18 protein-coding genes are annotated in these 21,133 nt (G+C 72.3%); 11 read left to right on the forward strand and 7 right to left on the reverse strand.

Going from position 1 to position 21,133, the window contains the following annotated elements:
• The first annotated feature begins 74 nt into the window (after positions 1–74).
• Positions 75–1,574 (forward strand): MFS transporter, encoded by a 1,500-nt coding sequence (locus ACFYR3_RS26895; protein ID WP_355841275.1) that lies wholly within the window; start codon positions 75–77, stop codon positions 1,572–1,574.
• Positions 1,575–1,595: 21 nt separating this feature from the next.
• Here ACFYR3_RS26895 and ACFYR3_RS26900 read toward each other — a convergent pair whose 3' ends face one another.
• Entirely contained in the window at positions 1,596–3,002 is a 1,407-nt protein-coding gene (locus ACFYR3_RS26900) for an NAD(P)/FAD-dependent oxidoreductase (RefSeq protein ID WP_389284885.1), read from the reverse strand.
• Between the two features lie 9 nt (positions 3,003–3,011).
• Entirely contained in the window at positions 3,012–3,665 is a 654-nt protein-coding gene (locus ACFYR3_RS26905) for a rhomboid-like protein (RefSeq protein WP_355841271.1), read from the reverse strand.
• Positions 3,666–3,914: 249 nt separating this feature from the next.
• On the opposite strand from ACFYR3_RS26905, the gene ACFYR3_RS26910 reads away from it, so the two are divergent.
• Both ACFYR3_RS26910 and ACFYR3_RS26915 read left to right on the forward strand, forming a co-directional pair.
• Positions 3,915–4,394, forward strand: a complete 480-nt coding sequence (locus tag ACFYR3_RS26910) for a GNAT family N-acetyltransferase (RefSeq protein ID WP_355841269.1) — start codon at positions 3,915–3,917, stop codon at positions 4,392–4,394.
• A gap of 123 nt (positions 4,395–4,517) precedes the next feature.
• A complete protein-coding gene (locus tag ACFYR3_RS26915) occupies positions 4,518–7,460 on the forward strand; it encodes a BTAD domain-containing putative transcriptional regulator (protein WP_355841267.1) in 2,943 nt (980 codons plus the stop codon).
• Positions 7,461–7,586: 126 nt separating this feature from the next.
• Here the strand turns inward: ACFYR3_RS26915 and ACFYR3_RS26920 are convergent, their stop codons facing one another.
• The 3 genes from ACFYR3_RS26920 to ACFYR3_RS26930 all read right to left on the reverse strand — a co-directional run bounded on the left by ACFYR3_RS26920 (position 7,587) and on the right by ACFYR3_RS26930 (position 10,121).
• Positions 7,587–8,195, reverse strand: coding sequence for a sigma-70 family RNA polymerase sigma factor (locus ACFYR3_RS26920; RefSeq protein WP_355841265.1), 609 nt, complete (start codon positions 8,193–8,195; stop codon positions 7,587–7,589).
• A gap of 187 nt (positions 8,196–8,382) precedes the next feature.
• The gene (locus tag ACFYR3_RS26925) at positions 8,383–9,282 is read right to left on the reverse strand and encodes a hypothetical protein (protein ID WP_389284886.1); all 900 of its coding nucleotides are present in this window, start codon (positions 9,280–9,282) and stop codon (positions 8,383–8,385) included.
• Between the two features lie 11 nt (positions 9,283–9,293).
• The gene (locus ACFYR3_RS26930; RefSeq protein ID WP_355841262.1) at positions 9,294–10,121 is read right to left on the reverse strand and encodes a transglycosylase SLT domain-containing protein; all 828 of its coding nucleotides are present in this window, start codon (positions 10,119–10,121) and stop codon (positions 9,294–9,296) included.
• A gap of 660 nt (positions 10,122–10,781) precedes the next feature.
• On the opposite strand from ACFYR3_RS26930, the gene ACFYR3_RS26935 reads away from it, so the two are divergent.
• The 8 genes from ACFYR3_RS26935 to ACFYR3_RS26970 all read left to right on the forward strand — a co-directional run bounded on the left by ACFYR3_RS26935 (position 10,782) and on the right by ACFYR3_RS26970 (position 19,426).
• Positions 10,782–11,396 (forward strand): hypothetical protein, encoded by a 615-nt coding sequence (locus tag ACFYR3_RS26935; protein WP_389284887.1) that lies wholly within the window; start codon positions 10,782–10,784, stop codon positions 11,394–11,396.
• On the forward strand, positions 11,393–11,674 hold the full coding sequence (locus tag ACFYR3_RS26940; protein WP_355841258.1) for a hypothetical protein: 282 nt from the start codon (positions 11,393–11,395) through the stop codon (positions 11,672–11,674). Before ACFYR3_RS26935 ends, ACFYR3_RS26940 begins: the two co-directional genes overlap by 4 nt.
• A gap of 79 nt (positions 11,675–11,753) precedes the next feature.
• Positions 11,754–12,062: a hypothetical protein gene (locus ACFYR3_RS26945; RefSeq protein WP_355841256.1), complete on the forward strand. Its 309-nt coding sequence runs from the start codon at positions 11,754–11,756 to the stop codon at positions 12,060–12,062.
• A gap of 18 nt (positions 12,063–12,080) precedes the next feature.
• Entirely contained in the window at positions 12,081–12,833 is a 753-nt protein-coding gene (locus tag ACFYR3_RS26950; RefSeq protein WP_355841254.1) for a hypothetical protein, read from the forward strand.
• Between the two features lies 1 nt (position 12,834).
• A complete protein-coding gene (locus ACFYR3_RS26955) occupies positions 12,835–14,064 on the forward strand; it encodes a hypothetical protein (RefSeq protein WP_389284888.1) in 1,230 nt (409 codons plus the stop codon).
• A gap of 246 nt (positions 14,065–14,310) precedes the next feature.
• The gene (locus tag ACFYR3_RS26960) at positions 14,311–15,804 is read left to right on the forward strand and encodes an SCO6880 family protein (RefSeq protein WP_389284889.1); all 1,494 of its coding nucleotides are present in this window, start codon (positions 14,311–14,313) and stop codon (positions 15,802–15,804) included.
• Positions 15,805–16,121: 317 nt separating this feature from the next.
• On the forward strand, positions 16,122–17,630 hold the full coding sequence (locus tag ACFYR3_RS26965) for an ATP/GTP-binding protein (protein WP_389284924.1): 1,509 nt from the start codon (positions 16,122–16,124) through the stop codon (positions 17,628–17,630).
• Entirely contained in the window at positions 17,627–19,426 is a 1,800-nt protein-coding gene (locus ACFYR3_RS26970; RefSeq protein WP_389284890.1) for a type IV secretory system conjugative DNA transfer family protein, read from the forward strand. The genes ACFYR3_RS26965 and ACFYR3_RS26970 overlap by 4 nt, the downstream gene beginning before the upstream one ends.
• Here the strand turns inward: ACFYR3_RS26970 and ACFYR3_RS26975 are convergent.
• Complete coding sequence (locus ACFYR3_RS26975; protein WP_389284891.1) at positions 19,344–20,585, reverse strand: DUF418 domain-containing protein; 1,242 nt, start codon at positions 20,583–20,585, stop codon at positions 19,344–19,346. The two genes, ACFYR3_RS26970 and ACFYR3_RS26975, sit on opposite strands and share 83 nt — an antisense overlap.
• Positions 20,582–21,022 (reverse strand): hypothetical protein, encoded by a 441-nt coding sequence (locus tag ACFYR3_RS26980; RefSeq protein WP_355841244.1) that lies wholly within the window; start codon positions 21,020–21,022, stop codon positions 20,582–20,584. The genes ACFYR3_RS26975 and ACFYR3_RS26980 overlap by 4 nt, the downstream gene beginning before the upstream one ends.
• Positions 21,023–21,133 lie beyond the last annotated feature (111 nt).

Consider the following 21,133-nt stretch of genomic DNA (forward strand, 5'->3'; position numbering starts at 1 on the left):
GCCCGTGGAACGCGTCCCGCGAGGCGATGTCGTCCAAAGATGCGACTCATCATGTTTCATGGTCTTCTGGGCGAATGAGTGTCACCCGGACAGGTGAACCAGAGGCGCCCGTGGGTCCCGACCCCCACCGCTGGTGGGCGCTGGTGATCATCGCGCTCGCCCAGCTGATGGTGGTGCTGGACGCGACCATCGTGAACATCGCGCTTCCTTCCGCGCAGCACGACCTCGGCATGTCCGACGGCAACCGGCAGTGGGTCATCACGGCGTACACGCTGGCCTTCGGCGGGCTGCTGCTGCTCGGCGGCCGGATCGCCGACCTCGTCGGCCGCAAACGCACGTTCGTCATCGGGCTGATCGGCTTCGCCGTCGCGTCCGGGATCGGCGGCGCGGCCACCTCGTCCGGCATGCTCTTCGGCGCCCGTGCCCTCCAGGGTGCCTTCGCCGCCCTGCTCGCGCCCTCCGCGCTGTCCCTGCTGACAACGACCTTCACCGATCCGAGGGAACGCGGTAAGGCCTTCGGTGTCTACGGAGCGCTGGCGGGCTCGGGTGCGGCGATCGGCTTCATCGTCGGCGGCCTGCTGACGGAATACCTGAACTGGCGCTGGTGCCTGTACGTCAACATCCCCATCGCGGTCATTACGGTCATCGGCGCGTTCGGGCTGCTGCGCGACCGGCCGGGCTTCAAGAACGTCCACCTCGACGTGCCCGGCGCGGTGCTGGGCTGCGGCGGACTGGTGGCGATCGTCTACGGGGTCAGCGAGGCAAATTCGCGCGGCTGGACGGACCCGTTGGTGCTGGGCCTCATCGCGGGCGGAGTCGCGCTGCTGGTCGCGTTCGTGTGGTGGCAGAACAGGGCGCCGAGCCCGCTTCTGCCGCTGCACATCGTCAAGGACCGCAACCGCGCGGGCTGCTTCCTGACGATGGGGCTCGCCGTCATCGCCCTGTTCGGCATGTTCCTGTTCATGACCTACTACCTCCAGGTCATCCTCGGGTACTCGCCCGTGAAGACCGGTCTCGCGTTCCTGCCGCTGACCGTCGCCATCATCATCGGTTCGACGCAGATCTCGGCGCGGCTGCTGCCCCATGTGGCACCGCGCAGGCTGATGGTCCCGGGCACGATCCTCGCCGCAGGCGGCATGGTGATCTTCACGCAGCTCACCGTCGACTCCGACTACGTGGGCCAACTGCTGCCCGGTCTGCTCCTGATGGGGCTCGGCATGGGCCTGACCTTCATGCCGGTCTTCGCCACCGCGACCGCCGGGGTCGCCCCGCAGGACGCGGGCGTGACCTCCGCCACGGTCAACACCTCACAGCAGGTGGGCGGTTCGATCGGTACGGCGCTGCTGAACACCATCGCCACCACGACCAGCACGGCGTACATCGCCGCCCATCTCCACAATCCCGCCCAGAAGGCGCTGATCGTCCGGGAGGGCGTCGTCCACGGCTACACCGTGGCCCTCTGGTGGGCCACCGGCATCCTGCTGCTGGCCGGCCTGGTCGCGGGCCTCATGGTCACGGCCAAGGCCCCGAAGCAAGCGGCGTCGAGCGCGGCGGTCCCGGAGTCCGTGGGCTGACGACTCCGCCGGGCCGCCCGGTCAGTGGCGCCCCGACACCCGGTCCGCGAGCTGGGCCAGCCGGGACGACTCCGGGCTGTGGGTGGTCAGTTCGCGGCGGTCGGCCGTGCGGTAGGTCGCGTACATGCCGTGGACGCCGATCCAGCGGAAGGGCTCCGGTTCCCACTTTCGGACCTTGTGGTTCACCCAGGGCAGGGTGGTCAGGTCGGTCGCGCCCGCCTGGCCGGAGTCCTGCCGCACGAGGTCGCGCAGGGTGCGAGCGGCCAGGCTGGTGGTGGCCACGCCGGAGCCGACGTAGCCGCCGGCCCAGCCGAGGCCCGTCGAGCGGTCCAGGGTGACCGTGGCGCACCAGTCGCGCGGCACGCCGAGGACGCCCGACCATGCGTGGGCCACCCGCACGCCGGTCAGCGACGGGAAGAAGCGGACGAGGATCTCGTACAGGGCGTCGATGGTCGCCTGCTGGGTTCGGCCGTCGTTGTCGGTGCGCGAGCCGAAGCGGTACGGGACACCGCGGCCGCCGAGCGCGATGCGGTCGTCGGCGGTGCGCTGGGCGTACATGTACGCGTGGGCCATGTCGCCGAGCGTCTCGCGGCCCTCCCAGCCGATCTCCGCCCACTGGCCGGCGGTCAGCGGCTCCGTCGCGATCATCGAGGAGTTCATCGGCAGCCAGGTCCGCTTCTGGCCCTTGAGGTTCGCGGTGAAGCCCTCGGTGCAGCGCAGGATGTAGGGGGCGCGGACGGTGCCGTACGGCGTCACCGCGTGCTGCGGGCGGATCTCGGTCACCGGCGTCTGCTCGTGGATGGTGACACCGAGTGCCTCGACGGCCGCGGCGAGGCCCTTGACCAGCTTCACCGGGTGCAGCCGGGCCCCGTGCGGGGTCCAGGCCGAGCCCACCGCGTCCGCGACCCGGATCCGCTCGGCGGTCTCCTTCGCTCCGTACAGTTCGCGGTCCGTCTCGCCGTACGACAGCTCGTGCGCGTGGAAGGCCTTGAGCCGGGCCAACTGGGCGGGCGTGTACGCCACTTCGAGAACGCCGCCCTGGTGGATGTCGGCCTCGATGCCCTCTTCGGCGGCCACCTTGACGACCTCGTCCACGGTGGCGTTCATGGCCTGCTGAAGGCGTACGGCCGCCTCCTGGCCGTGCAGCTTCGCGTACCGGTCGCGGCCCGCGATGCCGTTGTAGAGCCAGCCGCCGTTGCGCCCCGAGGCGCCGTAGCCGCAGAACTTCTGCTCCAGGACGGTGACGCGCAGGAAGGGGGCCGCCTTCTTCAGGTAGTACGCGGTCCACAGTCCCGTGTAGCCGCCGCCGACCACGACGACGTCGGCGGACGCGTCGCCGGGCAGCGGTTCCCGGGGGGCGGGGAGGCCGTCGTCCGCGTACCAGAAGGAGATGCCGCCGTTCACTGCCTTGCTCTCCGAGCTGCTCATGAGCGGACGCTAACCCCGCAGAGCGTGCACTGTCTCCTTCGGATTCCATGCCTTTCCGCGCCCTCTGGTCAGCGGATAACAGGCGAGACCGATCAGCACGGAGGTGAAATGCCCGAGATCGGTGAGGGTCCGCGCGGTCATGAAGGGAATCCCGTACACCGCCAGAACGATCACCAGATACGGGTACCGCCAGGGCGTCGCGATCCGGTAGGTCAGCACGCCGACCACCCCCGCCAGGGCGTAGCTCACCCCGACGTCGAGGGTGTCGACCGCGGAATGCGGTGCCACGCCGTGTTTGATCGCCCAGAGCAGCGCACCCTCGCTGACCAGCGTCGACAGGACATGCGCGGCCGCGTTGACCGCGAGCCAGCGGGCCGTTCCGAGCCAGCGTTCGGCCGGCGCCTGGAAGACGGTGTAGAGCACGGCGTACGGCACCCAGTGCCCGCCGTCGATCCACATCGCGCTCGCGAACAGCACCCGCACCGGATTGTTCGACAGCTCGTGGATGTTCGTCGAGCGCTGCCGCAGGAAGTCCTCTTCGAAATCCGGAGACATGTGGTGCAAGGCCACCGTCGTGATGAAGAGAATGGTCAGCCAGACGTACGTGCCCGGCGCACCGCGCACGTACATCCACAGCCTGTGGAGGACCCGGTCAATGCGCATGGTCCGATTCACCCATGCCAGCAGTGTCCCTTATGTGATCGACATTCCGGATGAGCCGGACGGGTTGCGGAGCTAAGGGCTGTCCCGTAATCCCCGGTGGATCAGCGCGCGGCGTCAGATGCGGTGCATCGCAAGGCGGAGGGTCGTCCTCATACTGGGCGTATTCGGGCGATCCGACAACGCGGCGAGGTGCCGTAGCTGTCGTCGTGCGCCCGCCGGGGATTACGGGACAGCCCTTAGTCTCGGCCCATGATCCGTACCGCGACCCCCGACGACATCCCCGTCATCCATGCCCTGGTCCGTGAACTCGCCGAGTACGAGAAAGCCCTGGAGGAGGCGCGGGCGACGCCGGAGCAGCTGCGCGAGGCCCTGTTCGGGCAGAATCCGGCCGCGTACGCGCACATCGCGGAGGACGACGTCACGGGTGAGCCGGTCGGCTTCTCGCTGTGGTTCCTGAACTTCTCGACCTGGCGCGGCGTCCACGGCATCTACCTGGAGGACCTGTACGTACGCCCGACGGCGCGCGGCGCCGGTCACGGCAAGGCGCTGCTCACCGAGCTCGCGCGGATCTGCCGGGAGCGCGGCTACCAGCGTCTGGAGTGGTCCGTCCTGAACTGGAACCGGCCCTCGATCGACTTCTACGAGTCGCTGGGCGCGCGCCCGCAGGACGAGTGGACGGTGTACCGGCTCACGGACGAGGCGCTGGAGACCCTCGGAAAGCGCGGCTGAGGCCCGGCGCTTCCCGGGATCCGGTGCGGGCGACCTGCCGACCCGCCGCGTACACGACACGAGGATATGAAATTGGCCAAATCGACAGAGTGTTCGTAACGGCCCTCGCTACTCTCTGGTGTCGTGAAGGTTACCGATGGTGCGGAAGTTCTCCGTTTCTCCTTGCTGGGCCCACTGCGTGCCTGGCGGGGCGAGACGGAACTGGCACTCGGCTCGCCGCAGCAACGGGCCGTGCTCGCGATGCTGCTCCTGCGCCGCGGGCGGGCGGTCGGTGTCGCAGAACTCGTCGACGGCATCTGGGGGCACGCCCCGCCGGCCGGCGCCGTCCCCGTACTGCGCACCTACGTGTCGCGACTGCGCAAGCTGCTGGAGTCCGAACGGAGCCCGGGCGCCCCGCCCCGGCTCGTGGTGTCCATCGGTGACGGATACGCGCTGCGGACCGAGGAGATCACCAGCGATCTCGGCGAGTTCGAGGAAAGCCTGGCCCAAGCCGAGCGAAGCCGCGCCAAAGGCGACAGCCGTGGGGCTGCCCGGCTGCTGAGCACCACGCTCGCCGGCTGGCACGGCGCCCCCCTGGCCGGCGTCCCCGGGCCGTTCGCGGAGACCGAACGGGCGCGCCTGGCCGAGCGGCGCCTGACCGCCCTTGAGTACCGGCTCCGTGTCGAGCTCGAACTCGGCCGCCACGAAGCCGTGTTGCCCGAACTGGTGACACTGCGCGCCGCGCAGCCGCTGCGCGAGGCCCTGTGCGAACTGCTGCTGGTGGCCCTGTACCGCTGCGGACGGCAGGCCGAGGCCCTGGAGGTCTACGCGAGCACCCGCCGCACGCTCGTCGACGAACTCGGCATCGAACCGGGCCCTTCCCTGCGGGCCGCGCAAGCACGGCTGCTGGCCGGGGACGCCGACCTGTCGCCGCCGCCGGTCCCGGTACCGGCGGCGGACACCGGCGGCACGGACACCGAGGACGGCCAGGGCACCGAGCCGGCGGACGACCCCGACCGGGACGAGCCGATGCGGGCCACGGGCGACGTACACCCCTCCCAACTCCCGGCCGACCTCCCCCTGTTCACCGGCCGTGACACCGAACTCGGCCAGGTGGATGCACTGTTGCCCGCCGAGGATCATCCGGACAAGGCCGTCATCGGCCTCATCAACGGCATGGCCGGGGCCGGCAAGACCGCCCTGGCCGTGCACTGGGCGCACCGGGTCGCCCACCGTTTCCCCGACGGCAGCCTCTATGTGAACCTGCGCGGATATGACCAGGGCGGCTCCGTCATGGAACCCTCCGAGGCGCTGGAGACGTTCCTCGTCGCCCTCGGGGTGGCCCCGCAGGCCGTCCCCGAAGGACTCGACGCTCAGGCCGCCCTCTACCGCAGCGTCCTCGCCCGCCGACGCGTCCTGATCGTGCTGGACAACGCCCGTGACAGCGGGCAGGTACGACCGCTGCTGCCCGGCACACCGGGCTGTCTCGTCGTCGTCACCAGCCGCAGCCGGCTGACCGGGCTGGTGGCCGGCCACGGCGCCCACCCGCTGACCCTGGGCCCGCTGACCACCGGCGAGGCCCGCGCGATGCTCACCCGGCGCATCGGCGCCGCGCGGGTGGACACCGAACCGGAGGCCGCCGACGCCATCGTCGGGCTGTGCGCCCGGCTGCCGCTGGCCCTCGCCATCGTCGCGGCGCGGGCCGCCCACCACCCCGGCTTCCGGCTCGCGGACATCGTCGGGGAACTCCGCGAGACCCACGGAAGCCTGGACGCGTTCACCGGCGGCGACGCCCACACGGACGCCCGCGCCGTCTTCTCGTGGTCGTACCACGCGCTGCCGTCCCCCGCCGCGGAACTCTTCCGCCGGCTGTCCCTCCACCCGGGCCCCGACATCAGCACGGCCGCGGCCGCCGCCCTGGCCGCCGTGCCCCCGCGCCCGGTCCGCGCGCTGCTGGCCGAGCTCACCGGGGCCAGCCTGCTCGGTGAACACGCGCCCGGCCGCTTCGCCTTCCACGACCTGCTGCGCGCCTACGCCCGCGAACTGGCCGACACCGAGGACACAGAGGAGCGGCGCGGCGCGGCGCTGCGCCGCATGCACGACCACTATCTGCACACCACCCACCACGCCTCCGCGATCATCAGCCCGCTCCGTGAGACCCTCCCCCTGCCCTCGAGCACAACGGACGGCGGCGCGGTGCGGTTCACCGGTCGGAAGAAGGCCATGCAGTGGCTGCGCACGGAACGGCACGTCCTGCGCGCGGTCGTCGAGCACGCCGCCGCCCACGGCTACGAGGACCACGCCTGGCGCACCGCCGTCGGCCTCGACCTGTACTTCGACCGGCTCGGCTTCTGGCACGACCTGATGGAGATCAACAGTGCCGCGCTCCGGGCCGCCCGGGCCGTCGGCGACCGGGTCGGCGAGGCGCACGCCCTGCGCGGTCTGGGGTTCTTCCACACCCGGTTCGCGCACTCCGCCGAGGCACGGCGGGACCTCGGCCGCGCGCTGGAGCTGTTCCGGGCCGAGGGCGACGCGTTCGGCGAGGCACGCACCCGGCGCTGCCTCGCCTACCAGGCCAACGGTGAGGGCCGGTTCACCGTCTCGCTGGACCACTACGCGCACGCCCGCGAGCTGTACCTGGCCGAGGGCGACCCGAGCAGCGAGGCCATCGTCCTGAACGAGGTCGGATGGACGTACATCCTGCTCGGTGAGCACGACAAGGCGCTGGAGCACTGCGAGAAGGCCGTCGCCCTGCACCAGGAGATCGGCGACCCGGTCGGCGAGGCCGCGGCACAGGACAGTGTCGGCTACGCCCACCACCAGCTCGGCCAGTACGAGGCCGCCGTCCAACGCTTCGAACACGCGCTGGCGCTGTACCGGGAGGTCGACGACCACTATCTGGAGGCCGACACCCTGCGCCACATCGCCGACTCCCGGCTCGCCGCCGGCGACCGGGACGCGGCGATCGGCGCATTCCGGGCGGCGCTCGTCCTCCTGGAGGAGGCCTCCCACCCGGAGGCCGCCGCCCTGCGGGAGACCCTGCGCGACCTGGACACCACCGAGCCCGGCGGGAGCGGTCCGGCGTGATCGGCCGCGGTCGGGGGTGATCGGGGTGAGATCAGGCGTGGTCCGCGGGGTCTGCGTGGTCCCCGTGGCCAGTCGTCGTCAGGCGCGGTCCGCGCGGTCGGGCGCGGCCAGGCGTGGTCCGCGGGGTCAGGCGGCGGACCGGACCGGCACCGGGTCCGGGTCCGACTGCCGAGGTCGGCCGTCCTCGTGCGCGACGACACCGTGCTCGCGCAGCGCCAGCCGCAGACTGCGCAGCGCGTAGTACACGCGGGACTTGACCGTGCCCTGCGGAATCCCCAGGGCCTCGGCCGCCTCCTGGGTGGTGCGGTCCTCGAAGAACGTCGCCCGGATCACGTCGCGGTGGGCGGGAGTGAGCGCCCGCAGAGCCTCCTGCACCACGATGGACGACAGCATCTGCTCGATGTCGTCCACCTCGGCGCCCAGTTCGCTCAGCCAGGTGGCGCCGCCTATCTCCAACGGCCGCGCCATCCGCGTCCGGTGCGCGTCGATGACGAGGTTGCGGGCGACCCGGAACATCCAGGGGCGTACGGCCATCCCCTCGTCGTCGGCCAGGTTCCGCTTGTTCCAGCAGCGCAGCAGTGTCTCCTGGATGACGTCCTCGGTGCGGTGCGTGTCCCCGCCGAGCATGCGCAGCACATACGTGTAGAGCGCCGGGCCGTGTTCCAGGTAGAGGTCACGCAGCGCCCGTTCCTCGGGAGAGACCGCGCTCGCCGATCCGATGACCGTGACGTTCATGGTGTGCTCCTGTTCCTTGGGAAGACCGGCCCCGGTCAGGGGGACTGGAGCCGGGGCCTCCTGGGGAACGGAGTGTTCCGAGGGGCGTTCCACGTTCGTTTGACGTCGAATGTACGAAGTGATGGACGAGCTGGTCGGGGCTGGTGTGACCGGGGGTACGCGACGGGTTGCGCGCGGTGACCCGGACTCATGCGTACGCCTCCAGTGCGTCCACCTGTCTGCGGACCTGTCCGACGAGTGCCGCGTAGCCGGGTGGCAGCAGGCCGTGCCGGTCCAACGTGTCCCACATGTGCAGGAGTTCACGCCCGTGGGCGACGACGGCCCGGTCGTCGTCGAGCTGCTGCCAGGCGGCCGCGGCCCGCGCCACCTCCGCGGGTGCCCGGCCGTCCCTGGCCCGGCACCGGATCCGGGCCACGGCCAGGGCCAGCACGATGGCCTCCCGGTGGTCGCCGCGCAGATGCGCGAGGTACGCCTCGACGGCCCGCGCCTCCACGGCGTGCGGGTGCTCGGCACCCATCGAGCCGGTCAGGCTCTCGCGCAGCGCGGTCGCGTCGGCGAACGCCTCGTCGAGCCGGCCGTCGGCGGCGAGACCGTTGACACGGCCGATCCGTTCGGCGATGTCGGGGGGGAGACCGGTGGCGGGGGCGGGGGCCGCGACGGCGGCCGGGTCCGGTACCTCGGCGCGGGCGGCGGCCGTGGCACGGGCCCGCGCGACCGCGGTGGCGACGGCGGAGGCGGTGTCCGCGGCGGAGACGGGAACGACGACCGTCGCGACGGGAACGGCCGCCGACGGAGCCATGGGTTCGAGTTCGGGTTCGGGTTCGGGTTCGGGTTCGGGTTCGGGGGACGGTTCCTCCTCCGGTTCGAGGACGCGGCTGGACCCGTCCGGCAGCACCTCCAGGACGAACCGGGCGGCGCCGGGGCTGTCGTACACCGTCGCCACGACGGCGCCGGCGCGGTCCTCCGCGTGCCCGTGCAACCGGTCGAGGACGACCTCGTGCACGGACTGGCCGGGCGCGGGGACAAGGGTGTGTCCGTCGATCTCGGCGAGCCCTTCGCCGGAGATGTACACATCGAAGTGAGCCATGGCTGTCCTCCTCATGCGGCGGTCTGGGTGGAAGCGGTCGTGGTCGCGTCCGGGTCGGGCGTGACACCCGGAGTGGCGCCCGAGGGCGGGGCGCCGATGCCCTGGTACTTCGCGAACTGGGCGCGGATGGCGAGGACATAGCCCTGGGCCTCGTTCGTCTGCGGCACCCCCTTGGCCGCGCGGACGACGTCCATCCCGACGTCGTAGCCAGCCAGGGCGAGGTCCAGGACGCTGTTGGTGGTCCCGTCCCCGTCGCTCTGGTTCACCTCGCCGTTGTCGATCATCTGCTGCCCCTGCTTGGCCAGTTCGCACAGGTAGCGGCCCTGCGCCATGATCGAGTCCTTCGCGTCCAGGGCGGAGGTCTTGCCGTTGCTGTCGTCGTCCTTGCCGTACTGCGTGAATATCTCGGGCGGCAGCTGCGAGAGGCCCTGCTCGCCGTTCGGGCCGACCAGCGCGCTGTTGAAGCCGGACTCCTTCTCGATCTGGGAGGCGATGACGATCGGGCCGATCGCGCCACACAGTTCGCCGGCCTTCTGAATGGGGTCCACCAGGTCCGCGGGGACGGTGGAGGTGTCCAGCTGCCCCTTGCCGTCGCCCTGGAAGATGCCGAGCGACTGGTCCGCGTCGGCCTGGCTCGGGGGATCACCGCCGCCGCCGTGGAAGAGCAGGTACAGCGCGATGAGCGGCGCCAGCAGGACGCCGAACCCGCCCAGGACCACCACGACGACCAGCGTTCCGGCCAGGGCGAGCGGCGACAGCAGGCAACCGCAGCCGGTGCCCGCGATGATCCCGTTCCTGACGGCGGTCGACGAACCGCCCTCTCCGCTCTCTCCGCTCATGAGCGCCCGCCTTCTTCCCCTCGCCTTGAACCGCTGTGGCCACATGGCCCGTTGTGCTGTCCGACGGGCTCGACAGATCGAAACGGGGCCCGGAGCAAATAAGTTCAAACCAGTGGAAACCAGATGAGCCAGAGCAGCGGATCAACGAGCGAAAAGGGGGGCGGGGCACATATGGGCACTCCTTCGGCAATGCCGTCGGGCCCGGGGCCATGGGTACGGGGACCGAAGAACCCACAGCCGGCGCCCCCGGAAGCGCGGCCCGCTCCTGACCCCGACGGAACCGGCCGGCCGGCGGCACCAGGAGTTCCGGCCACTCCGGCCACCCTGGCTACCCCGGCGACACCGGCCGGAACCCCGGTCCCCGCCGGCCGGGCGGCACTTCCCGCCGACCGACCCGCGTTCCCTGAGGGGCCCGCAGGTCATCCCGCATCGCCGCCCACTCCCGTGGTTCAGCCCGCGTCCCCGCAGGTCCCCACGGTTCAGCCCGGCTCATCCCAAGTTCCCCTCGGCCAGCCGGTGTTCACATCGGCCGGCGGTTCCCAGCCCACACCTCCGCAGGCGATCGACAGGCAGCTCGCGGCACCCGTGCCACAGGCCGGGGGGCGGGCAGCCGGGGGGCGGGCCAGGGCGCTACCTCGTGCTCAGGCCGCCGTGCAGCCCGTGGCCACGGTCGCCCCGGCGCCCGCGGCCGGGTCCACAGCCGCGGCCCCGCACGTCGCACCCCGGCCCAAGGCCGTCTCGCCCAAGTCCGCCCCCGGGCGGCGCGCGGCGTCGGTTTCCGCTTCCTCGCAGGCGGCCTGGGGCCAGTCGAAGCGGCCCGGGCCGGCGCGCGGGAAGTCGCGGGACGAGGTCGGCTGGGTCAAGGCGCACGGCGGGTCCGGCGCGACCTCGCTGGTCGAGGCGTTCGGCGGAGTGGAGGTGGGGGCCCGCTGGCCGGACCCCGCCCGTGGCGAGCCACGCCGGGTCGTGCTGGTGGGCCGGACCAGCGCACGTGGACTGCGGTCCGTCTCCCAGGCGTTGGGCGCATTCAAGGACGGCAACGCCCCGCAGGGACTCGAACTGCTCGGCGTGGTCCTCGTCGCCGACGCCCCCGGACGGCTGCCGCTCGGTCTGCTGCGCCGCATCCGCGTACTCCGCTCCGTCGCCCGGGTGCACCGCGTGCCATGGATACCGGCATGGCGTACGGGCGGCCGCCCGAAGTCCACCCCCGGGCAACTCGTCACGCTCGCCAAGCTGGTGGGCAGCGAGCTCTACGGCGAGGGAGCCGTGTCGTGATCCAACCCCTCCTCGACGCGCGGTTCCTGGCCGCCTACACCCCGCCGGTGGAGGCCGACACGATTCTCGGCCTGCTCGCCTGGTGCGCCTCGGCGTGCGGTGTCGGCGGACTGATCATCGTCGGCATCCAGATGGCGCTCCAGTTGCGCCGCGGCGAACCCGGCGAGGGCGGCCAACACTTCCGCGGCGTCTTCTTCGTCACCCTCAGCTGCCTGGTCGCCACGTGCGCCGGTCCGCTCGTCGCGGCCCTCGGCAGCCTCCAGCTCCTCGGTCCCTGACCCCAACACGCCTTCTCGTCAAGCCAGTCACCGTCTCGCCCACCGCTCGTCGCGGGCGCCGAATCCCTCGGAGATCGTCATGTCCTCTCTGCTCTACGAAGCCTCCAACATCCTCGCCGCCGGCGTCCCCGCGCCCTCCGCCGGCGTCCCCCAGCCCGCGGCCAACGCCCCCGGCGAGCTCACCTCCAAGGTCAACACGGTCCTCGGCATAGCCGCCTGGGCCGGCACCGCCGCCGGTGTCGCCGGGGTGCTGATCACCGGCGCGATGATGGCCGTCTCCGTCAAGCGGGGCGAGAGTTCGGAGCACATGAGCCGGCTCGGCATGGTGCTCGGCGGCTGTGTCCTCGTGGCCACCGCGGGCCCGCTGATCAGCTTCGTCTTCGCGTAGGCCCGGCGGACGGTCGTGATGTTCAAACGCAGGGAGCGCCGGCTCGCGGAGTCCGGGCCGTACTACAAGCAGCGCAGTTGGCAGCTGTCGGCGGGATTCCTGGGCGTCGTGGTCGTGGTGGGCGGGATCGTCACCATGCTGTCCGGCCCGGACACGACCACGGCCCGTGCGAACGCCGCGGCCTCCGAAGGCCCGCTGGCCGGCCCGTCCGCCACGAAGGACGGCCGCCCCCGGGACTGCCGTACCGACGACAGCGCGGGATCGGCGCTGCCCCGGGCCGCGCCCAAGGACGTGACCTGGCGCACGCTCGGTGTCGCGCGGGTGCCCGTCTCAGCCTCGGCGGGACCGACCCGGATCCAGGGACCCTTGTGGTGGTGCTACGCGCACACGCCCACCGGGGCCGCGCTTGCCGCCCACATCATCCCCTCGCAGATGAGCGGATCCGACTGGCGCACCGTCACCGAGCAGCAGGTCGTCTCCGGGCAGGGCCGCGAGATGTTCGAGTTCCAGCGCGCCACCGTCCAGAGCACCGACAGCCAGAACAGCGGTACGGCCGTCGCCTCTTACGCCGGCTTCACGGTGACCTCGTACACGGACACCGCGGCGACCGTCCGGCTGCTCCTCAAAAGCGCCCAGGGATACGCGGCGACCAACATCTCCCTGCGCTGGAGCGGCGGCGACTGGAAGGTCAAGGCCGACGACAACGGCTCGCTGCACTCGCCGGTGTCGGCCGTCCAGAGCACCAACGGCTTCACCCTTTGGGGGGTTTGACGTGAACTGCACGTCCGGGAATCCGGTCATCGACCTGGTGAAGGGGTTCTTCAGCTTTCTCGGCGATCCCATCGGGACCATCGTCGACCTGATCGCGAAGACCATCCTCGCGGGCGCGGTCGCGGTGTTCGCGGCGCTGACCACCAACGTCCCGACACTGGAGCAGACCCAGACGTCGAAGGACATCAGCGGCGACACGCAGTGGATCGTGGTCTACCTCGCCGTCGGCTCGCTGCTCTTCGCCGCCTGCCGCATGGCCATCGAACGGAAGGGCGACGCGGGCCACACGGCGCTCAAGGGCATCATGCGCGTGGTGCTCGTCTCGGGTGCCGCCACCACCGTCGTCGTGGCCGCCGCGGCCGTGGGGGACAGCTACTCCAACTACCTGTTCAACAACGCCGTACAGGATTCGCTGAACAACGTCGGAGCCTGCTCGGACGGCAGCGGGATCCAGTCCTTCCTGCTGCTGGTCCTCGCGTTCCTGCTGCTGATCGCCGGGATCATCCACACGGTCCTGATGTACATCCGGCTCGGCGTGATGATGCTGCTGCTGGGCACCCTTCCGATGGCCGCCGCGGCCTCGATGACGGACTGGGGCGCGGGCTGGTGGCGCAAGCACATCGGCTGGATGATCGCCTGGCTGCTCTACAAACCCGCGGTCGCCCTCGTCATGAACGCGGGCATGGCGATGATCACCTCGGGCCAGAACAGCGGCACCGGCGACACCGCCACCATCAACACCCGGATCGCCGGTATCGGCGTGATGCTGCTGTCCGCCATCGCCCTGCCCGCGCTGCTGAAGCTGATCGTGCCCGCGACCGCCGCCATGGGCACCGGCAACCCCATGGCCAGCATGGGACAGGCGGGCTCCAGCCTGGCCAGTGGCGCGGTCCAGCTCGGCGGCAGCCGCGGCGGCTCCGGCGGTGGTGCGCAGGTGGGTCCGAGCGGTGCGACCGGATCCGGCGGCTCGGGCGGCTCGTCCGGTGCGGGCGGGTCGTCGGGGGCGAGTGGAGATGCCGGTGCGACCGGATCGGGCGGCGCGGCCGGAGCGGGCCGGGCCGGTGCCTCGGGTGCCGGAGCGGCGGGCGGCGGCGCGGCGGGCGGCGCGGCCGCGGCGGCCGGACCGGCGGGGGTCGCCGTCCTCGCGGCGGTGGCCGCGGCACAGGTGGCCGGTTCCACCGTCTCCGGCGCCGTCGAGGGCGCCGACGGCGAACTGGGCCACAACAAGTGATGCCCGGGGAGACGACGGCGGCCGGACCGCGCGCCCGATGCGGGCGCGACCGGTCGGCACCGGCGAGCAGTCCCCGCTGACCGGTCGGCACCGGCGGGCGGTCCCCGCCGGTGAGCGGCGGACTCCCCGTCGTCTCACCTCCCCCCCCATGAACGGCCGCCGGGCTCCCGCTCCCCCCTGGGAGCCCGGCGGTCTCCCCACCGCCGCGCCGTACCCCCCGTCACTTCACGAAGGGAAACCGGACTCATGTCCACGGAAGCCGTCATCCATCCGACCTACGGAAACTGGCGCAGGCCACGGCGGCCGGGGCTCGGACCGCTCGGACTCGTCGGCACCTTCGGGGTGTTCGGCGGGCTCATCGTCACCCTGCTGGCGTCGCTGATCTCGCTGTACGCGGCGCTGGTCGTGCTCGTACCGGTCGTCGTGTTCCTCGCACCGCTCGCCGTCCGTACCCAGGACGGGCGCAACGTCTACCAGTTGATGACCCTGCGCATCGGATGGTGGCGCCGCAAGGCGAAGGGCGCGCACCTGTACGTCTCCGGCCCGCTGTCCGCCCGCCCCGGCGGCCGGTTCCGCCCGCCGGGACTGCTCAACAAGGTCACCGCGACCGAGGGCCGGGACGCCTACGACCGCCCCTTCGGCGTCCTGCACCACCCAATCCGCAACCTGTACACGATCGTCCTCGGCTGCGACCCCGACGGCGGCTCGCTCATCGACCCGGACCAGGTCGACGTCTGGGTCGCGCTGTGGGGCGAGTGGCTGGCCCGGCTGGCCCACGAACCCGGCCTGCGCGGCGCCACCGTGATCGTGGAGACCGCCCCCGACCCGGGCACCCGGCTCGCCCACGAGGTGCTGCCCCGCATCCACCCCGACGCTCCGCCGGCCGCCCGCGCGGTCATGGAGGAGGTCGTACAGCGGTACCCGAGCGCGTCGTCCGAGATGCACACCTACATCACCCTGACCTACGGCATCCCACCGGGCCAGCGGCGCAAGAAGGACGACGTGATCACCGATCTCGCCATCCGTATCCCGGGCCTGCTCAGCGGGCTCGTCGCGGCCGGCGGCGGTGCCGCGTACCCGCTGTCGGCCGAGCGGATCGCCGAGGTCGTCCGGGTCGCCTACGACCCCGCCGTCGCCGCCGACGTCCTCAACGCCCGTGCCCAGCAGGGCGGAACGGGCCTCGAGTGGGACGACGCGGGCCCCGCCGCCGCCGTCGAGACCGTGAACAGCTACCAGCACGACTCCGGCGTCTCCCGGACCTGGATGCTGACCCTGGCGCCGCGCGGCACCATCCGCTCCTCGGTGCTCCGGGGCATGCTGGAGGCGGCGCCCGGCACCCGTCGCAAGCGGGTCGCCCTGGTCTACCGGCCCATCGACCCGGCCACCTCGGCCCGCATCGTCGAGGCGGACCGGCGCAGTGCCCAGTTCATGGCGTCGTCCGGCAAGGGCATGGTGCAGGCCCGCGCGGCCTCCGAGGTGAGGGCGGCGGAGCAGACCGCAGCCGAGGAGGCGTCGGGCGCCGGACTCGTGGAGTTCTCGCTGATGCTGACGGTCACCGTCGACAGCATGGAGGAGCTGGCGGACGCGAGCGTCACCGTCCGCAACCTGACCGCCGCGTCCCGGGTGCTGATGCGGCCCGCGGACCGGATGCAGGCGGCGGCGTTCAGCTGCACCCTGCCCGCCGGAATCCTCCCCTGGGAGCAGACCCTCGTCCCGCACGAACTTCAGGAGGCGCTGTGAGCCGGCGCGAGCAGAAGCAGGCCGAGCGGGCCGACCGGCTGGCCGAGGAGCAGGCGCTCACGATGCTGGACGGGGGCCGCTCCGGGCGGGACGAACGCCGGGCGAAGACGTCCGCGCGGAAGCAGGCCGCGAAGGGGACGTCGGACGGCCGGCCCGGCGGCTGGGACGGCGCGACGGGCCAGGTGGGCCAGGCCGGCACGACGGACCAGGTGGGCAGGACAGGCAAGGCGGCCAGGGAGAAGGCTCCGGCGAAGCCCAAGGAACTGTTCGTCCCGCATCGCGGCTGGTACGGCGTGGGCGGTGGGCGCGTCGGCTACATGGATCCGCCCACCATGTGGCGTGCCACTACCGTGCAGGCCTGCGGCATGTGGCCGTTCGCCGCCGGTTCCGGCTCGCCCATGACCGGCGTACCGCTCGGGCAGCACCTGTTCACCGGCGCCACCGTCTGCGGCGACCCGCTGAACTGGTTCACCCGGGCCCGCTACATCTCCAACCCCTCGCTGTTCATGCTCGGAATGCCGGGCCTGGGCAAGTCCACGCTCATCAACCGGATGCTGATCGGGCTCGCCGCGACCGGTGTCGTCCCGCTCGTCCTCGGCGACCTCAAGCCGGACTACGCCGACACCGTCCGCGCGCTCGGCGGCCAGGTGATCTCCATCGGCCGCGGCCGGGGCGGCATCAACGTCCTCGATCCGGGCGCCATGGGCGAGGCCGCGGCGAAGATCGGCGGCGAGGCCGGCGAGGTCCTGAAGGCCGAGGCCCACGGACGCGTACTGAACATGGTCGCCGCCCTCATCACCATCGTTCGCGGGCGGCCCATGGACGACCACGAGCAGTCCGTGCTCTCCGCCGTCCTGCACCACCTGCGCGAACGCACCCACCAGGGCCGGGCGTTGCTGCTGCCCGACGTGCTGCGGGTGCTGACCGAGGGCCCGCCCCGGGTCCGCGCGGTCACCCTCGACCGGGGTGACGACGCCCGCTACCGGGACGCCGTCGACCCGCTGCACCGCTCCCTGCTCGGCATCCTCGACGGCCCGCTCGGCGACACCTTCGCCTCCGAGACGTCCACCCGGATCGACCCGGACGCGCCCGCCGTGTGCATCGACATCTCCGGCATCGGCGAGGCGGACACCCAGCTGACCGCCGCCGCGATGCTCGCGGCCTGGTCCGACGGGCTCGGCACGGTGGCCGCCTCGCACGCCCTCGCGGACGCCGGACTCGCGCCCAGGCGCTGGTTCTTCACCGTCCTCGACGAACTGTGGCGCCCGCTGCGCGCCGCCTCCGGCATCGTCGACCGCATCGACGCGCTGACCCGGCTGAACCGCTCGCTCGGGCTCGGCGACGCGAAGATCACCCACACCCTCAAGGACGCCGAGGCGCTGGGCACCGACGCCGACCGCGCCAAGGCCCGCGGCTTCGTCGAACGGGCCGGGATGGTGGTGTGCGCCGGGCTGCCGAAGACCGAGATGGAGGACCTGGGCAAGGTGGTCGGCCTGTCGCGGCGCGAGATCGAACTCGTGTCGTCCTGGTCCTCGCCGCCCGGCTGGGGCGTCAACGGCGACAACGAGGAGCCGCCGGGCCGCGGCCGCTTCCTCATCAAGGTCGGCGGCCGTCCCGGCATCCCCATCAAGGTCGCCATCACCGACGCGGAGCGCCGCCTGCACAACACCAACACCCGTTGGACGACCAACGAGGAGGCGGTCGAGCAGGCCGCCGCCCGTGCCGCCGAGCAGGTCGCGAGGGCCGCCCAGGAGGGTGTCCACGGACTCCCCGGCGTCCCCGGCGGCCCCGGCACCGAGGCGGCGGCCGGGCGGTGGACCGCGTGAGCGCCCCCCGCAGCGGTGGCGGCGACCTGCACGACCTGCTGCCGTGGGCCATCGTCGCTCTCGCCGGCACCGGTCTGCTGATGTTCACCGTCGCCTGGTCCGGCGGGACCCTCGGGGCCGGGCTCTCCGGCAACGGCTGGGACGCCCCGCCGTTCGCCCTGTCCACCGTCACCCACCTGGTCTCCGACGGACCGGGCTCGGTGTGGGCCACGACGCCGGCCGCCACGGTCTACGCGGGCATGCTCGGCCTGCTGGCGCTCGTCGCGGTGCCCGTCGCCCTCGTCGTACGCCTCGTCCTGGACCGTGCGGCCCGCCCCAAGGGCCTGGCCGGGCGGCGTGAACTCGCCGCCTTGTGCCCCAAGGGCATCGAGGCCCGCGCCCGCGACCTGCGCCCCGGTCTCCAGGGCCGCGACCGGGTGCACCCGGACGAGACCGGCAACCTCCTCGGCGACCTGGAGCCCAAGGGCCCCGAGCTGCGCAGCAGTTACGAGGACGTGGAGCTCGACCTCATGGCGCCCCGGGCCGGCAAGTCGACCGGGATAGCCGTGCCCCGGGTGCTGCGCGCCCAGGGCGCCGTCCTGCTCACGTCCAACAAGGCCGACGTGTACGCCGTCACCCGCGCCGAGCGCGCGAACGCGGGCACGGTCTGGACGTTCGACCCGCAGGGCATCGCCCACACCCCGCGCGCGATGTGGTGGAACATCCTCGGCGAGTGCCACACCATCGAGGGCGCCCGCCGGATGGCCGGCCACTTCGTCGCGTCCGTCAACGACGACACCGCGAAGAAGGACTTCTGGATCTCGGCCGCCCAGAACACGCTCACCGCGCTCTTCCTCGCCGCCGCGCGCGGCAGGGCCCCGCTGACCGAGCTCCTCGCCTGGCTCGCCGACCCCGCCGACCGCTCCCCGATCGACCTCCTTCGCCAGGTCGGACTCGTCGCGATGGCCGAGCAGTTGCAGGGCACGGTGCGCGGCGCGGTGGAGACCCGGGACGGCATCTACGAGACCGCCCGGCAGACCGTGTCCTGCCTCCTCGACCCCGAGATCCTTGCCTGGGTCACCCCCGACCCCGACCTCCCGGAGTTCCGTCCCGATCAGCACGTCCTCGGCCACGACACGCTCTACCTCCTGTCCAAGGACGGCGGCGGTTCGGCGGCGGGCGTCATCGCGGGGCTCGCGGACGCGACGATGCGGGCAGGTGTCGTCGCCGCCGAGCGCATGGGCGGGCGTCTCGACCCGCCGCTGACCGCGGTGCTCGACGAAGCGGCGAACGTGTGCCGCATCTCCGATCTCCCCGAGCTGTACTCGCACTTCGGCTCCCGCGGCATCAATGTCGTGACCCTGCTGCAGAGTTACCGCCAAGGAGCGCGGGTGTGGGGTGAGGTCGGCATGGACGCGCTGTGGAGCGCGGCGACCGTCAAACTCCTCGGCGCGGGCCTGGACGACGCCGACTTCGTCCAGAAGATCTCCATCCTCGTCGGTCAGCACGACGTACGCACACCGAGCATCTCCCGCAGCAAGGACGGCACTTCACGCTCGTACTCCTACCGCCAGGAGGCCGTCCTGCCGCCCGACAGGATCCGCGCCCTGCCCAAGGGAACCGCGCTGCTCCTCGCCACCGGGATCAGGCCCGCCCTGATCCGGCTGCGCCCCTGGTACAAGGAGCCCGGCGCCGGTGCCATCTCGGCGGCGGCGAAGGCGGAGACTGCGGCGATCACGGAACGGGCCGCAAGTCGTCTGCTGCCGGGCGTGGCCCTGGAGAAGACGGCCCCGGGGCGGGACGCCGCGCCAGCGTGACCGTGCGCAGCACCAGTTCGGCGGGCCCGTACCGGCCACGGTTCATCAGCCGTGCGCCGAGGGACAGTTGGAGGCCGTACAGCACCACGCAGCCCGCGAGTACGACAGCCGTGCCGACCCGGTCGTAGAGCCCGAACCCGTACCCGGTGAACACGCAGGCGAGGACCAGCGACTGGGTGAGGTAGTGACTGAGCGCCATGCGCCCGGAGGCGGCGAGCACGCCCGCCGCCGGGCGCAGCGCGTCGGCCAGCAGGAGCACTCCGCACGCGTACGACACCGTGAGGGCCGGCGCGGTGAGCAGCGACACCGCGTGGCCGACCAGGAACCACCTGCTGTCCAGGGGCCCGTTCGCACAGCACGCCGTGACCGCGCCGCCGGCCAGGCCGACCGGCAGCCACCGTACGACCGTGCGCCGCAGCCACGCCCGGTCCCGCCCGCGCCGCTCGACCAGCCCCGTCTTCGCCGCCGCGAGCCCCGCCAGGAACGCGGCCAGCATGTCGGGGGCGTACATCAGGTTGGCGCCGAGCGCGGTCGGCAGCTCGCGCAGGTGCGCCCCGATCACCGACAGGGCCCCGCCGCGATAGGCGGCCACGGTGTCCGCGACCTGGGGAGCGTACTGGGCCGGGGTGAGCGGCTCGGTGAGGGCGACGGTCAGCAGTCCGTACCCGAGCAGCAGGACGGCCAGGCCCGCCACCAGGCAGACCGCGACCCGTACGGCGGCCCGGGGAGTGAGGTCGCGCAGGCCGTACAGGACCAGGGCCAGAGCCGCGTACGTCATGAGGATGTCGCCGGGATAGAGCAGCACGGCATGCGCGAGACCGAGTCCGAACAGCCCCGCCGTGCGGCGCAGATGCCGTGCGGCGAACGCGGCACCCGCCTTCCGGGCGGCACGCCTCTGGAGGACGAAGCTGTAGCCGAACAGGAAGGAGAACAGCTGATAGACGGTGGTGGTCGCGGTCACCCCCCACGCGGCCGCCCGGTCGATGTCCGAGGCGTCGGGACCGCCGCCGAACGCCGTGTAAGGACCCGCCATCAGCTGGGCGTTGACGAGCAGGATGCCGAACAGGGCGAACCCGCGCAGCGCGTCGATCCCGTGGACCCGCCCGAGGCCGTCGGATCCGCCCCCGCCCCGCCGCGCCGCGGCCACGTCCCGGCTCACGACGAGACCGCGACGCCGGTGCCGAACGCCAGGGTCGAGGACAGGAACCATCCGAACGACGGCGCCAGCAGATACCGCAGCGTCCACAGCCGGGCCGTGGCCGGCCGGTTCTGCGCGTAGACCACGGGCACGCTCCCGCCGACCGGCGGCAGCCCGCACAGCGGCCCCCGCCACCCCGGGTCGAAGACCAGCCCCCGCCCCAGGTGGTCGGGGAACACCACGAGCCCGCCCCACCGCCGGTCCGCGGCCATGCGGGGCGTCACCTGACCCATCACGCGCAGCCCGCGCACCCACAGCCGTACGGCCCCCAGCGCCGACCGTGTCGCCAGCGTCAGAAAGCCGAGGCCGAACCCCGTGCACAGCGCCAGCGGCACCAACTCCGCGCCCATACCGATCCCTTCGTCCGCGAACCGCACCTGGGACGCACAACGGGTCACGCGTCCGGCCGGTTCACACCCCGCTTTGAACCACGGGACGCCACCGCCCCGTTGTGCTGACGACCCCGCCCCGCACACCTCATGCGACGCCCACGAAAGGAGCTTCGGCAC

This window comes from Streptomyces sp. NPDC005784 (genome assembly GCF_042871525.1).
Classification (GTDB): Bacteria; Actinomycetota; Actinomycetes; order Streptomycetales; family Streptomycetaceae; genus Streptomyces.